13 protein-coding genes, 1 pseudogene and 1 other annotated feature are annotated in these 14,829 nt (G+C 49.3%); of the genes and pseudogenes, 12 read left to right on the top strand and 2 right to left on the bottom strand.

Annotated features, from left to right (window positions below):
- The 12 genes and pseudogenes from ACY69O_RS05375 to folB all read left to right on the top strand — a co-directional run.
- Positions 1 to 422, top strand: a pseudogene (locus ACY69O_RS05375) (alpha/beta hydrolase); the annotation flags it as partial.
- 88 nt (positions 423 to 510) lie between these two features.
- A complete protein-coding gene (locus ACY69O_RS05370; RefSeq protein ID WP_462332437.1) occupies positions 511 to 1,506 on the top strand; it encodes a PhoH family protein in 996 nt (331 codons plus the stop codon).
- Positions 1,507 to 1,509: 3 nt separating this feature from the next.
- On the top strand, positions 1,510 to 1,974 hold the full coding sequence (gene ybeY, locus ACY69O_RS05365) for an rRNA maturation RNase YbeY (protein WP_462332436.1): 465 nt from the start codon (positions 1,510 to 1,512) through the stop codon (positions 1,972 to 1,974).
- An 11-nt stretch (positions 1,975 to 1,985) separates the two neighbouring features.
- Complete coding sequence (era, locus tag ACY69O_RS05360; protein ID WP_462332435.1) at positions 1,986 to 2,879, top strand: GTPase Era; 894 nt, start codon at positions 1,986 to 1,988, stop codon at positions 2,877 to 2,879.
- Between the two features lie 96 nt (positions 2,880 to 2,975).
- On the top strand, positions 2,976 to 3,713 hold the full coding sequence (recO, locus tag ACY69O_RS05355) for a DNA repair protein RecO (RefSeq protein ID WP_462332434.1): 738 nt from the start codon (positions 2,976 to 2,978) through the stop codon (positions 3,711 to 3,713).
- 217 nt (positions 3,714 to 3,930) lie between these two features.
- Positions 3,931 to 4,138, top strand: a binding site (T-box leader).
- Between the two features lie 88 nt (positions 4,139 to 4,226).
- On the top strand, positions 4,227 to 4,757 hold the full coding sequence (gene ilvN, locus ACY69O_RS05350) for an acetolactate synthase small subunit (protein ID WP_462332438.1): 531 nt from the start codon (positions 4,227 to 4,229) through the stop codon (positions 4,755 to 4,757).
- A complete protein-coding gene (ilvC, locus tag ACY69O_RS05345; RefSeq protein WP_462332433.1) occupies positions 4,738 to 5,754 on the top strand; it encodes a ketol-acid reductoisomerase in 1,017 nt (338 codons plus the stop codon). The genes ilvN and ilvC overlap by 20 nt, the downstream gene beginning before the upstream one ends.
- Positions 5,755 to 5,847: 93 nt before the next feature.
- The gene (gene leuC / locus ACY69O_RS05340) at positions 5,848 to 7,107 is read left to right on the top strand and encodes a 3-isopropylmalate dehydratase large subunit (protein WP_462332432.1); all 1,260 of its coding nucleotides are present in this window, start codon (positions 5,848 to 5,850) and stop codon (positions 7,105 to 7,107) included.
- A gap of 2 nt (positions 7,108 to 7,109) precedes the next feature.
- A complete protein-coding gene (locus ACY69O_RS05335; protein ID WP_462332431.1) occupies positions 7,110 to 7,598 on the top strand; it encodes a 3-isopropylmalate dehydratase small subunit in 489 nt (162 codons plus the stop codon).
- Between the two features lie 66 nt (positions 7,599 to 7,664).
- Positions 7,665 to 8,732 (top strand): 3-isopropylmalate dehydrogenase, encoded by a 1,068-nt coding sequence (gene leuB / locus ACY69O_RS05330; protein ID WP_462332430.1) that lies wholly within the window; start codon positions 7,665 to 7,667, stop codon positions 8,730 to 8,732.
- A gap of 28 nt (positions 8,733 to 8,760) precedes the next feature.
- Complete coding sequence (gene ilvB, locus ACY69O_RS05325; protein WP_462332429.1) at positions 8,761 to 10,422, top strand: biosynthetic-type acetolactate synthase large subunit; 1,662 nt, start codon at positions 8,761 to 8,763, stop codon at positions 10,420 to 10,422.
- 312 nt (positions 10,423 to 10,734) lie between these two features.
- The gene (folB, locus tag ACY69O_RS05320; protein WP_462332428.1) at positions 10,735 to 11,100 is read left to right on the top strand and encodes a dihydroneopterin aldolase; all 366 of its coding nucleotides are present in this window, start codon (positions 10,735 to 10,737) and stop codon (positions 11,098 to 11,100) included.
- 74 nt (positions 11,101 to 11,174) lie between these two features.
- Here the strand turns inward: folB and ACY69O_RS05315 are convergent, their stop codons facing one another.
- Both ACY69O_RS05315 and ACY69O_RS05310 read right to left on the bottom strand, forming a co-directional pair.
- Complete coding sequence (locus tag ACY69O_RS05315; RefSeq protein ID WP_462332427.1) at positions 11,175 to 12,755, bottom strand: dipeptidase; 1,581 nt, start codon at positions 12,753 to 12,755, stop codon at positions 11,175 to 11,177.
- Between the two features lie 72 nt (positions 12,756 to 12,827).
- Positions 12,828 to 14,687 (bottom strand): HAD family hydrolase, encoded by a 1,860-nt coding sequence (locus ACY69O_RS05310; protein ID WP_462332426.1) that lies wholly within the window; start codon positions 14,685 to 14,687, stop codon positions 12,828 to 12,830.
- Positions 14,688 to 14,829 lie beyond the last annotated feature (142 nt).

Below are 14,829 nucleotides of genomic sequence, written 5' to 3'. Positions count from 1 at the left end.
GCATCGGGGCTTTTTTTACCATGTGTGCGTTAGGCGATAAGCGAATGGAAAAGGCTTATTTTATTTCTCCTATCGTTAATATGGAACGTCTTATTGCCGATATGATGAAGTGGTGCAGCGTTTCCGAGGCCGAATTGATGGAAAAGGGAACTATAGAGACAAGCTTTGGTGAAAGGCTGTCGTGGGAGTATCTTTCATGGGTTAGGAGTAATCCTTTGTCATGGGTGACGCCGACGGCTATACTGTATGGTTCAAAGGATGAGCTGCAATCCATTGATACGATTCGGACATTTGCGGAGAATATCGGGGCATCTGTTACTGTAATGGAAAATGGCGAGCATTGGTTTCATACTGATGGGCAGATGGAATTTTTGGACAGATGGATTCAGAAGGATTTCGAAGAACATTCACACGAAGGCTGAGCTAATCGTATGAAAGTTGACGTTGTTTCGCGTGTGCTGTAAAATTTAGAGAAGTATTTTTTCGGAATAGTGGGGAGGACGGTCTTTTTTGCAGAATTTTTTTGAGGCCACGGTGGCGTTTGATAATCAGCAGGAGGCGTACGCGCTTCTTGGCGGTCATGATGAGTTTCTGCACGTTCTCATGGAAGCCTTCGCGTGCCGTTTCGTAAGCCGGGGAAACGAGCTTAATATTCGCGGTGATGAGGACGAGGTTCGCGCGGCGGCACTGGTTATGGGAGAGCTGCAGAATCTGTATCGTCAGGGTTCGCCTGTGACGATGCATGAGGTGCGCTACAGTATCGGGCTTGCAAAGGAAGGTCAGGGGGAAGCCCTTCGCGCAATGATGCGTGAGACTGTGCTTGTTACTGCAAAGGGACGTGTTGTACGCCCGAAGACTGTAGGACAGCAGAAATATCTTGATGCAATACGCCATCATGCGGTAACCTTCGGCGTGGGGCCTGCAGGTACGGGCAAGACATATCTTGCTGTAGTCATGGCTGTGGCAGCACTAAGAAACAAGCAGGTCAGCCGTATAATATTGACACGTCCTGCGGTAGAGGCAGGAGAGAGACTTGGCTTTCTGCCGGGTGATATGCAGGAGAAGGTTGATCCGTATCTTCGTCCTTTATATGATTCGCTTGAGGATATATTCGGAGTAGAAACATATCAGCGCCTAGTTGCCAAGGGAACTATAGAGATAGCGCCCCTTGCTTATATGCGCGGACGTACTCTTGAGGATGCTTTCATCATTCTTGATGAAGCGCAGAATACTACTGCAAAGCAGATGAAAATGTTTTTGACTCGTCTCGGTATAGGTTCGAAGATGGTCGTCACGGGAGATATGAGCCAGATTGACCTGCCGTACGGGACAGCCAGCGGACTTCGCGAGGCGGTTGAGGCACTTTCCGAGGTTCGGGATGTGGCGATATCTGTCTTTGATGGAACGGATATAATACGCCATGAGGTTGTATCGCGTATAGTTGCGGCCTACGACAGATACGAAGCAAAGAAGGCTTCAAAGCGTGCGCGGGATGAAAAGGAGTAAGGCATGAACGTAATAATGAGCAATTATCCGGAGGAGCTGAGTTTTCCGGAGGAGATTGCGGCAACTGTTGAGGAAGCGGCAAAGAAGGTCGGAGAGCTTTATGATTTGCCGGATGCGGAAGTCAGCATAACTTTGACGGATAATGCGTATATTCATACGCTTAACAGGGAGTACAGGAAGGTAGACCGTCCGACAGATGTCATTTCCTTCGCGCTTGACGAGAGCGAGGAGCCTGAGGTGGAGGGCGGTCCTGATGTCCACGTTTTGGGCGATATTATTATTTCCGTAGAGCGTGCAAGGGAGCAGGCGGCAGAATACGGTCACAGCCTGCGCCGTGAGATGGCGTTCCTTACTGTGCACGGCATGCTTCATCTTCTGGGATATGACCACATGGAAGAGGAAGAGCGTTTGGAAATGGAAAATGAGCAGCGCGTTGTTATGGAAGCACTGGGTATTCCCAGAGAATAAGGAGAAGAAATTTGGAAGCAAAGCATAAATCCGGGTTTATTGCCGTTATCGGACGACCGAACGTAGGAAAATCTACACTCATAAACAGTCTTATCGGGCAGAAGATAGCTATCATGTCCGATAAGCCGCAGACTACGAGAAACCGCATTCTGTGCATTTTGACACAGCCTGACGCACAGGTGGTATTTTTGGATACACCGGGTGTTCACAAGCCTATGAAAAAGCTTGGCGAGTACATGGAAAACGCTGTGGAAGGAACACTGCAGGAGGTAGATGCGGTTCTGTTTGTTGTCGATGCCGCTGAAAATCCGGGGCCGGGAGAAAGATTTATTGTTGAGCGCCTGACAAAGACAAAGCAGCCTGTAATCCTTGTAGTCAATAAAATTGATACTCTTGAGAAGGATGCGGTGCTTCCTGCGATTGCCGCATACAGCAGGCTGTACGATTTTGCGGGTGTTGTTCCTATCTCCGCGAAGGAAAAGATAAATCTTGACGACCTTCTCGGTGAAGCAAAAAAATATCTGCCTGACGGTCCGCAGTATTATCCTGAGGATATGGTGACAGACCAGCCTGAGCGTCTGATTGCGGCAGAACTGGTCCGCGAAAAGGTGCTGGGCCTTACGAGAGATGAGGTTCCTCATGCTGTGGCGGTAGATGTTGACGAGATGAAAACGCGTCCTAAGGGAGATGTATATATTCGTGCGACTATCTACGTAGAGCGCGATTCGCAGAAGGGAATTATCATCGGAAGCAAGGGCGCTATGCTTAAGGAAATCGGACGTCTTGCGCGCCATGATATAGAAACACTTCTCGGCTCAAAGGTTTATCTTGACCTTTGGGTAAAGGTGAGCAGGGACTGGAGAAACCGTGAGTCGGTGTTAAAGAGTCTCGGATTTGAGAAATAAGACAGAAAATAAAGTGCAGCTGATGAAGTAAAGGTCGTCGGCTGCACTTATTTTTTATCCGATTATGCTATACTTGTAACAAAGGGAGGAATGGATTTGGCGCAGTATACGACAGAGGCGATTGTGCTCGGGTCAAGGAACTGGGGCGATGCTGATAAAATCATACAGCTGTTTTCGAGACAGAAGGGAAAGCTGCGTGCGTCTGCTTTTGGCTGCCGCCGCCCGAAAAGTGCCCTTTCAGGTCCTCTGCAGATGTTTCATGTGCTTGATGTAACGCTCAATGAGGGGGAGCGTGTCGATACGGTCCGACAGGCGGCGGTGAAGAAGCGGTTTCCGATGCTTTCTTCAGACATTGAAGCTATGGCGTATGGAGCTTTTATAGCCGAGCTGGTACTGGAAATGATGCCTGAAGGAGAACCGCAGGAAAAGATTTACGACTGGCTTCTGGGTGTTTTTGACGCGTGCGGCGTACGCAATCCGCGTATCGTTGCCCTGATTGCAGGGTGGCAGATGATGGAGCTGGCCGGGGTCGGTCCGAAATATGAGGTTTGTGCACACTGCGGAAAGGAAATAAAGGGAGAGGCTTTCTTTGATGCCGCAGAGGGTGGCGCGCTTTGCAATGAATGTGCAGAGGGTGTTCCTGCACATAAGTACACCTCTGATGTACGGGAGTTCCTTGCGAAGATTTCTGTTCTTGATTTTAATAATATGCCCTCGTTTCATGTGAAAAAGGACGAGCTGATTGGTGCGGAGTCGCTGCTCCTCTGCACACTTGATGAGATTTTGGGTAAGCGTCTCAAGTCGGTTTCATTCCTGTCACAGATGGCATTGTAAATGCGTAAATAGTAGACACAAGTATTTCATAGAAGGATAAAAATAAAGCAATGAGGATTTATGTCGCATATTCGAGGACAAAATCCCAAAATGAAATCAAAAATGTTACAAATGAATCGAATTTTTGCTAAAAAGTGTTGACAAATGATACAGGTGGTGACATAATAAGCACATGTTTACAACCGATCGCATTTCTAATGCGGGCGAAACCAAACAAAAAGCAGCAATGAACGGGACAAGGTCATTTTAAGATCCATTCAGAGAGCCGTCGGAGGGTGTGAGACGGTAGGAAGAGATGACCGACATCGCCCGGGAGCTTTTGCGTCGATGAGAATTCGGAGGCGTGAACGTTTCTCAGCGTTAATGAGGACCTATGTGGTCATGAGTATAATGCAGGGTGGTACCGCGGACATTCCGCCCCTGCTGCCGGATTTTCCGGCAGCAGGGGCTTTTCGTTTATCTGTGGGTATTCCCCGGTCTATATGCTGCTTACAGATGATGGAGGGACTTGTCATGCGGAATGTATTATCCGTTTTCGTTCGGAATCAGCCCGGTGTGCTGGTCCGGGTTGCAAGCATGTTCTCAAGGCGTGAGTTTAATATCGACAGCCTGTCTGTCGGGGTTACGCAGTCGCCTGAGTTTTCAAGGATCACGGTGGTCGTGCAGGGCGATGAGGCTCTGGTTGACCAGATGATCAAGCAGCTTGAAAAGCTGCCGGACGTGACCGCGGTGCAGCGCCTGGACGCCGGGGCGGCTGTGTTTCGCGGCATGACGATGATCAAGGTGAGGGCAGACGACAGAAGCCGTCTGGATATACTGAAAATGGCGGAGCTCTTCAGGGCGCGTGTCATTGACGTACAGCCTACAACGTTGATTTTTGAGATTACCGGTGATGACGAGAAGGTAACGGCTTTTCTGCAGCTTCTTGCACCGTACGGGGTTCTCGAGGTTATAAGGACCGGCCTCATCGGTCTGGAACGCGGCGAGCATACAATCTATGAACATTGTGAGGAGAGAGATTACTATGGCAAAAACTTATTATGATCAGGACGCAAGCTGGGACGTTATAAAGGATAAAACGGTTGCCATCGTGGGATACGGCAGCCAGGGTCACGCTCATGCGCTTAACCTTAAGGACAGCGGAGTAAATGTTGTTGTCGGTCTTTATGAGGGAAGTAAATCAAAGCCGGTTGCAGAGGCACACGGCCTTGAGGTAAAGACTGTAGCTGAGGCTGTCAAAAAGGCTGACATCACGATGATCCTGATTCCGGACGAGAAGCAGGCTGATGTATATAAGAATGAAATTGCTCCGAATCTCAAGCCGGGCAGCGCGCTCGCATTCGCTCACGGTTTCAATATCCACTTCAAACAGATTGTTCCGCCGGAAAACGTTGATGTATTCATGGTCGCTCCGAAGGGCCCGGGTCACCTCGTACGCCGTACTTTCACAGAGGGCAGCGGAGTACCGTGCGTATTCGCAGCACATCAGGATGCTTCAGGCAAGTGCTTCGACCTTGCGCTTGCTTATGCAAAAGGCATCGGCGGCACACGCTCGGGTGTTCTTGAGACGACATTCCGCGATGAGACTGAGGAAGACCTCTTCGGCGAGCAGGCTGTCCTTTGCGGCGGTGTCTGCCAGCTCATGCAGACGGGCTTCGAGGTTCTTGTCGAAGCAGGCTATCCGCCTGAAATGGCATACTTCGAATGCTTCCATGAAATGAAGCTTATCATCGACCTCTGCTATGAGGGCGGCTTCACGAAGATGCGTCAGTCCGTTTCCGATACAGCTGAATATGGCGATTACATGGTAGGTCCGCGCATCATCACGGAAGAGACAAAGAAAGAGATGAAAAAGGTCCTCAAGGAAATCCAGGACGGCACATTTGCACGCAACTGGCTGCTTGAGAACAGAGCTGCCGGCCGCGCTAACTTCATGATGCAGCGTCAGCTCCATGCTGAGCATCCGATTGAGAAGGTCGGTAAAGAGCTCCGCAGCATGATGCCGTGGCTCAAAGGCGCAGACGATCTTTCCAAGGACTGATTATACATTAGGTCACAGGAGTAGAACAAAAGGGCTGTTGCATTTATGTGACAGTCCTTTTCGTGCAAGAGTACCACGGAGGAGGAAAAAGCTATGGGAATGAATATGACGGAGAAGATTCTCGCAAAGCATGCGGGACTTGCTTCAGTCGAACCGGGACAGCTCATTACCTGCAAGCTCGATATGGTGCTGGCGAACGATATTACTGCACCGCCTGCCATCAAAGAGTTTGAAAAAATCGGACGTCCTGTTTTTGACAACACGAAGATTGCCCTTGTTCCGGACCATTTCACACCGAACAAGGATATGAAAACGGCAGGTCTGACAAAGGCTGTACGTGATTTCGCAAACGCGAACAATATCGTGAATTATTTTGAGGTAGGCCATGATGCCGGTATTGAGCATGTAATCCTTCCGGAGAAGGGACTTGTAGGCCCGGGCAAGCTCACAATCGGCGCTGATTCACATACCTGTACGTATGGTGCGGTGAACGGGTTTGCTACCGGTGTAGGAACTACAGACCTTGCAGTTGCACTGGCAACAGGTGAGGCGTGGTTTAAGGTTCCGCATACTATAAAGGTAAATCTTACGGGCGAGAAACCGAAAAATATCAACGGAAAAGACGTTATCCTGACGCTTATCGGAATGATAGGCGTTGACGGCGCTCTCTATCAGTCGCTTGAGTTTGGCGGCCCGGGCGTTGCAGAGCTTTCCATGACAGACCGCTTTACCATTGCGAATATGGCAATTGAGGCAGGCGGAAAGAATGGTATTTTCCCCTTCGATGAAAAGACGAAGGAATATGTTGAGGGACGTGTAAAGGATTATGAGCCTGTTGCTCCCGATGCTGACGCTAAATACGCGCGCACTGTGGAGATTAATCTTTCCGAGCTCAAGCCTGTTGTCGCATTCCCACATCTTCCGGGCAATACGAAGCGCGTAGAGGATATCGGGGATATCAAGATTCATCAGGTTGTTATCGGCTCCTGCACAAACGGACGTCTTGAGGATTTGGAGATTGCCGCAGGAATTATGAAGGGGCATAAGGTTCATAAGGATGTCCGCTGCATTGTTATTCCGGGCAGCCAGCAGGTCTATATGGAGGCTCTTGAAGCAGGTTATTTGAAGACATTTGTCGAGAGCGGCGCGGCGGTATCTACGCCTACCTGCGGACCCTGCATGGGCGGACACATGGGCATCATGACGGCAGGTGAGCGCTGTGTTTCCACCACAAACCGCAATTTCCGCGGCAGAATGGGACACGTTGACAGCGAAGTTTATCTCGCGGGCCCGCACGTTGCTGCGGCGAGCGCTATTCTCGGACGCATTGCGACACCAGAGGAGGTTGAGTGAGTATGGCATTGGAAGGAAAAGTATGGCGCTACGGCGACAATATTGATACGGATGTCATTATTCCGGCACGTTATCTCAACAGCTTCGACCCGAAGGAGCTTGCTTCTCACTGCATGGTGGACATTGATACAACCTTCGCGGAAAAGGTACAGGACGGAGACATCATGGTGGGCGGCAAAAACTTCGGCTGCGGTTCATCACGTGAGCATGCTCCGATTGCAATAAAGGCTTCCGGTGTTCCTGTAATCATTGCGGCAAGCTTTGCACGTATTTTTTACCGCAACGGAATAAATATCGGACTTCCGCTTCTTGAAATCGGCGATGATGTTGAGAAGATTCACGCGGATGACAGGCTGCGTGTAGACCCTGAGAAGGGGCTCATTGAGAACCTTACAACGGGCGATACCTTCAAGGCTCATCCGCTTCCTGGTTTTGTGCAGGATATAGCAAACGCGGGCGGATTGATAAATTATATTAAATCGAAGAAATAAGGACAGGGGAGCTGTGAAAGGGAAAGCAAGTTTCACAGCTTCGTTGTGTTCAAAAGGAGAATCCCTATGGCAAAGAAAATCGTGGTCATCCCCGGTGATGGCATCGGCAAGGAAATTACAGATTCTGCGGTTGAAGTCTTAAAAAAGGCAGATGCAAAATTCGGTCTCGGGCTGAGCTATGAATATCATGATGCAGGCGGCACGGCATACGATAAATTCGGTACGCCGCTTCCACAGGAAACAATTGACGCGTCAAAGGCATCTGACGGAGTGCTTTTCGGTGCTGTCGGAGGAGATAAATGGGATAATGTAGATCCGAATCTCCGCCCGGAGAAAGCTATTCTCGGACTTCGCAAGAACCTTGGCCTTTATGCTAATCTCCGTCCGGTCAAGGTGTCTGATACGCTTGTGGAATATTCACCGCTGAAACGTGAGGTAGTCAAAGGGGTTGACCTCGTAATTGTCCGTGAGCTCGTAGGAGGCATTTATTTCGGTGAACGCTGTGAATCCGAACAGAAGGATGGACATGAGCGCGCATGGGATCTTGAAAACTATTCTGTACCTGAGGTAGAGCGTATCGCAAAGCTTGCTTTTGAAACGGCAAAGGTCCGCCGCGGCAAGGTGACCTCCGTTGATAAGTCCAATGTGCTTGCAACGTCAAGACTCTGGCGCCGCACAGTCGCAGAGGTCTCCAAAGCATATCCCGGCATAGAGCTTGATAATCTTTATGTGGACAACTGTGCTATGCAGCTTGCTCTGCATCCGACTCAGTTCGATGTCATCTGTACGGGCAATCTCTTTGGTGATATTTTGAGTGATGAGGCGGCAGTTCTCGGCGGTTCCATAGGTATGATGCCGAGTGCCAGCATTGGAGAATACACCAGCCTTTATGAGCCTATCCACGGCTCTGCGCCGGACATCGCCGGACAGGGCATCGCAAATCCGATTGGAACGATTCTTTCGGCGGCTATGCTGCTCCGTTATTCGCTTCATGAGGAAGAAGCTGCAAAAGCTATCGAGGATGCGTGCGATAAGGCGCTTACAGATGGCTACCGTACTCCGGACCTTTGGAAGGAAGGATTCAAAAAGGCTAACACAGACCTTATGACAGAGGTCATTGTTGAACGTGTCTGACGAGTAAACGAATGGGAGGGCTGCGCGTATGAAGGGAGCACAGGCGGTCGTTGAATGCCTGAAGGAGCAGGGAGTCGATACGATTTTCGGCTACCCCGGCGGAATGATTCTGCCTCTCTACGATGCATTGTACGACGAAAAGAGCATTCGCAATATCCTTACAACGCATGAGCAGAGCGCGGCTCACGCGGCGGACGGGTATGCCCGCGCCAGCGGAAAGGTTGGCGTCTGCATGGCTACTTCCGGACCTGGAGCGACTAATCTTGTCACGGGAATTGCAACGGCTTTTATGGACTCTGTTCCTATGGTTGCGATTACCGGGCAGGTAGATACGACTCTGCTTGGACGTGACGCGTTTCAGGAAACGGATATCGTAGGGGTTACTATGCCTATTACGAAGCATAATTATAAGGTGAAAGACCCTAAGCTGCTTGTTGATGTCATGCGTGAGGCATTTGCCCTTGCGAAAAAAGGCAGACCGGGCCCGGTGCTTATTGATATTCCGCGAAATGTGCTTTTGGCCAATGTAGATTATGCGCCTATGCATGAAGAGAAGAAAAAGCCGTCGCGGCCTGACGCGGATTTCCTTATCTGTGCCGCAGAAGCGGAAGAGGTAATGTTGAAAGCGAAGCGGCCTATAGTTATTGCGGGCGGCGGTGTAATATCCGCAGGCGCTTCAAAAGAGCTTACGGATTTTGTTGAAAAGTTCCGTTTCCCCGTGGCCACTACGCTTATGGGCATAGGAGCTGTCGCGTGCTCTCATCCGCAGCTTTTGGGTTTTGCAGGAATGCACGGCAAAAAAGCAGCCAACAACGCTATTGCCGAAGCTGACCTTATCATTGCGGTGGGCAGCAGATTTGCGGACAGGCAGACGGGAAACATTGATAAATACACCACCGATACGAAATTTATCCATATAGATATCGATCCTGCCGAGATTGATAAGAATATTGCGAGCGCAATCGGTCTTGCGGGGGATATGAAAACAATCCTCGGGCTTTTGATGCAGCGTTCACCTCAGACCAATCTTGATGCATGGTGGGAGAAAATCGGAAGCTGGCGTGATGAATACGCATACGACTACAGCGTAAACCGCCTGACGCTTCCGTGGGCTCTTCATCATGTAGCGGGACGTACGGCAGGAAAGGAGTACGCCTTTACTACCGATGTAGGCCAGCATCAGATGTGGTCAGCTCTGCACCTTCGTATTGAGGAGCCGCGTACCTGGATAACCTCCGGCGGACTTGGAACAATGGGTTTCGGTCTTCCTGCTGCCGTAGGAGCGCAGTTGGCTTTCGGAGATAAACGACGGGTAATACACGTTGCAGGAGACGGCGGCATAAAAATGACGGGCAGTGAATACTATACAATAGCCCGTTTCAAGCTGCCTGTTATATCGCTTATTGTGAACAATACAAGCCTAGGCATGATTCGTCAGCTGCAGAAGGTAATGTATAATGAACGGTATACGGCATGTGAGTTTGACTATGATATGGATTACGTGAAATACGCGGAGAGCTTCGGAATCCCTGCTGAAGCAGTATCAACACCTGATGAATTTGCTGAGGCATTTGACCGTGCTCTTGAAGCAGAAGGCCCGCGTGTGCTTGTGCTAAATATTCACCGCAGCTTTGTGGAGCCTATGACGAAGGGTGGAGCACGCATCAATGAATTCGTAGACTTCAAATAAATGTAAAATAAAACAGGTCCTTGCCTTTTACGGCTCGGACCTGTTTCGTTTTTCATCAGCGTTTTGCGAAAATGTCATCCCAAAAGGCATAGGCAATCATCGCAAGAACAAGAACAGCGAGAAAGATATCTCCCATAACATATCGCCCCGGTAGTTTTATTTTCATGCTTCACAAAGTATGATACAGGAAAAGAAAAACAGGAGCAAGATGAAAGATTTTTTATTAAAGAAAAGTTTTTGCAGGATTTTTGAAAAAAGAAGCGAATAAAATATAAATAGATAAAAATTTATAGAAAGGTTGGGCGATTAGACATGGCAAAGATCAGCATCAAAAACATGATGTTTTACGGATTCCATGGAATTTACGAGTATGAACGTGAGCAGGGGCAGAAATTTTTCCTGGATGTTGAGCTGATTACCAAGGATAACCGTGCTGCGGAAACTGATAAGGCTGAGGACGGCGTTGACAGTGCTATTGTATATGCGAAGGTCCGCCAGGCTTTTGATGACAACCGCTGCACACTTCTTCAGACAGCTGCTACAAGAATAAACAAAACTCTGCTTGATGCGTTTCCGAATGTGGCACAGGTTACGACGGCTATCAGAAAACCTTCTGCTGTGATTGCAGGGCCTTTGGATTACGTTGAGGTTGAAGTAACTTCCAAGTGCGGTGAATAATATCGTATAACAAAAATCTTCCGATGAAGTTCGAGTTCATCGGAAGATTTTTTTATGCAATGACGTGCTATTAATCAGTACTCCGTAGGAGTATCAGGAACCGGCTGATGCTCGTATTTGATTCCTACGTTGCTTTTGAAATTCATGAGAAGCTTCACGGAAAGCTGCTTCCAATCTTTGTGGATTTTCAGTGCGTTTTCTTTCAGTTTGTCAGCGAAGCTTTCTTTGGAAAGCGCAAGGGAGGAATTAATGAGCTGAAGCGAATTTTTTTCTGACTGTTCAACTGCTTCCTTCACAATTGGAGACATTATATCGAAATATCCCTGATTCAGCGCCATAACCTGATTTGAAGTCCAGAACATTTTGGATGGGTCATATGTATCGCGGAGCGCATGATATTCATCAGGAACCTTTGAAACGGCGAACGGGACGAAGGGATTTTCAAATGGGGTGTCCATTGACATCCAAACCACCGGAGACGGAAGCGCATCGCTTGCCTGCGTAATGTGAGAATAGCTCGTTTTGGATGAAAGTATGGAACGCTCGCCCATCTCTACTTCATAATGGTAAGGTGTTCCGTACATGCCTGACAGCGGGCTCTTGGATTTGTCAAATTCCGTTCCCTGATAATAATCCCTGTGAAGTCGGGCGATATCCTCAACGCCGAGCTTTTTGTCGGGACGAATTGAAAATGGATAAGCTTTTGAATCCCAGCTTTCGACACGCGGGGAGAGATTTTTTGACGGTGCAACGATACTCATGGCTCTCCAAACACGGCGCTTGGAGTAATACGGATGATGAAATTCCTTTGACTGAAGGGATTTCATCCAGTCGAGGTTCCCGTCCTCGTCGTACTCGGCCCAGCCTGCGTCTTTTATCATCTGAGGAAGCTGGGGGTTGAAAATCTGGTTAGGGTCTCCTTCACGGATAGCATGAATTCTGAGTTGGTTTGCGGCAATGAAAAAATCTCCGTCGGGGATTCTTTCGGCAATCCACAGTCCGCCCTTGCCTGTGGGGGACATTTGCATTTCAAAGACCCACGCCTCGTTTTTATCACAGACGGCAAGAGTCTCGGCGGTTCCCCATAGTCCGTATTCGTCAATGAGACTTCCCATTAAGGTTATGGCTTCGCGGGCAGTCTTGCAGCGTTCAAGCGCCACGCGGCTCAGTTCAGAGGAATAGAAAATCCCGCCGCCTTCTTTGTATGCGACTTCCGGTAAATGCTCGGACATATCGGTGCACTCACCAAACATGACACCGTGCTCGTTTATGATTCCGTAATCGGCATCCATATAAGCAAAGGTGTGCTCTACCTCAGGAATGTAGCCGATTGGTTTTGTCCGTGGACGGCCGGGGTAAGCGTAGCCTTCGCCGCGTTCGGGCGCAACAAGGTTGGGTTGGTCAAATGCGTTATACTCAGGCATTTGGTCAAGGGCTACGGCTGTGGGGTATACGGGACGCTTGCTGCCTTTGGGATGGTCCTTTGCGGGAACAAAAACAAGATTCATTTCTGCGCCGCGTCCGTCATTTGAATGGGAAACTATCGTGCTTCCGTCTTCAGATGCACCTTTGGTGACTACCATTACCGTGCAAGCCTCGGCGCTCACATTCATGAGAGAGAGCATTGCAACTCCTGCAATAAGTTTTTTCAGCAAAATAACCGCCTCCTGTACATGTATGATAATTCGTAGATACTTAAACAGGAATAAAGAGCAAATGGGTTATTATTATTCGTAGGCAAGTCTTATAGCGTTGATAAGGCTTGCGAAGAAGCCCGGAAGTGAAGCTAGAAGCGCAATGGGCGGAGATAACAGAGGCCCGTTGAAGCTGTACAATATACCGGAAGCAACAGGCAGGGCAAGGATTGTCCCCACAGCGCACCAGATGTAGTTCTGACGGGTAAGCTTCTCAACTCTGCGGCTCAGCGTAAAGAGAGGTGCCAGAGGAGTGAGGCACTCGGATGACAGCATGATGTGCGCGGCCTTTGCGGCTTCTTCAGAGGTTCCCTGAGGAGCAATGACGTAATCAGCCTGTGCCGCGGCGGTATCCTTTGCACTTTCGAGAGTATCAAGAAGGGCAACTGTCTTTCCCTGCGCCTGAAGAATCTGTATTTCTTTTGCGCGGTCGTTTCGATGGCAGGAGGCACGGAATTCGGATATGCCGAGTGTCTGAGCGATTGCTTTGGCTGAGCGCTGGCTGTCTGTGGTTATAAGTACAGGCTCAACTCCTACCTCCAAAAGTTTTTTGATGAAAGCTCTGACCTTGGGCTTAGGTTCGTTTGAAAAAGCAATAAGTCCCTTTGCGAACTGGTTGCTGCTGACAAATACTACAGTTTTGCCTTTGCTTTCGAGCTGGTCGGCTTTAGTCAGAAGCTCGGCGCTTATCTGCACGCCCTGCTGCTGAATCCAGCTTCTGTGGCCAACACGGAGAGAGGCTCCGCCGGTGAGAGCTTCGACACCGCAGCCGGGAGTTTCGGTACGGGCCGATGCACGCAGCATACGGGAGTGGAGACGGATAGCACGGTCGTTTATAGCCGCTGCGATAGGATGAAATGAATCTGCTTCTGCTGTGGCGGCGAGGGAGAAGAAAGTAGCATCAGTGAGTCCTTCTGCGACAACGTCTGTAATTTTAAGTTCCTCGCGTTCAAGAAGCAGACTGCGTCCGATTGCAAGTGTGTTGATTTCCGAAGCACCCCGAAGCGCATCCGGGGATTGAATGAGAATTCCGCCGGAAAGGATTGTGCTGGCGGAAATCCATCTCGGAAGAGAACGGCACAGGCCTATAGCGGCGGGGCAGGCAATAATTAAAATTCCCGCGGCTACGGCAAGAATGTCAGATAATGGTGAGCCGAGAAAATAGAGAGCCCCGGCACCTGCCGCTGCCAGAACCATTGACGCGACGGCAGCAGTTCCCGTAGCAGTTGCCGCAGCAGCTGCAACTGCGGAAGGTGGAAGCTGATCTTCCTCTTCAGGGGTATGAGTATGTTTTTGGGTATGCCCGGAGTTATCTGAGTCGTGAATTTCGATATCATCGTGATCGGAGCTTTTGTTTTCCGGTTCGTCAGCTTCTTCGGCTTTCTCCTGTTCCTCTTCATCGTTTTTTCTTACGCGTTTTTGTGCCTGAAGCAGCTCAAGGGCAGCACGGGCATCGGCGTAATAACCGAAATCCGTGAGGGCAAGCGTAAAACCGACGACGGGGAAAAACGAAAGTGACAGTGCGGATGCGGGGTGCGCCATAAGGATATATAAACTGTACGCGAAGCCGGCAAGAGTGCTTACCGATATGAGTGTATCCGTATCAGGTTTCAGCCGGAACAGTTTTGTAAAACCGCACAGGTAAAGATCGAAATTGAGTACAAGGAGCAAACCTGCAAGCAGTGCGCCAAGGTAAGGGAATTCCTTTGCAAAAGGAAGATTATCGGGAATAAGCGGAATACCGAATGAAATACACAGAACCGCGGCCGTGTGCAGTCCAAGTGCTGCTGTGAGAAAAATGGCGGCTGCAAGTCGGGAGCCTGCGAGAGCAGAACGGCGCGTACAGGTAAGACGAATGTCTTCGGAAGAATTATAAAGATTTCGCAGCATCATAAAATGCAATCTCCTTTGTGAGGTCATTTTATTCAAAAATTTATCACAGGCAAAAAATTAAACTGACGCCATGTATTTGCAAATAAGTCCAAACCTATAGGGGTAAAGATCACTGTATTGCGATTTATATAGTATTCAAGTC

This window comes from Schwartzia sp. (in: firmicutes) (assembly GCF_978017985.1).
Note: the sequence above shows the minus strand (reverse complement) of the source record. Positions and strands in the feature narration are given on the sequence as shown.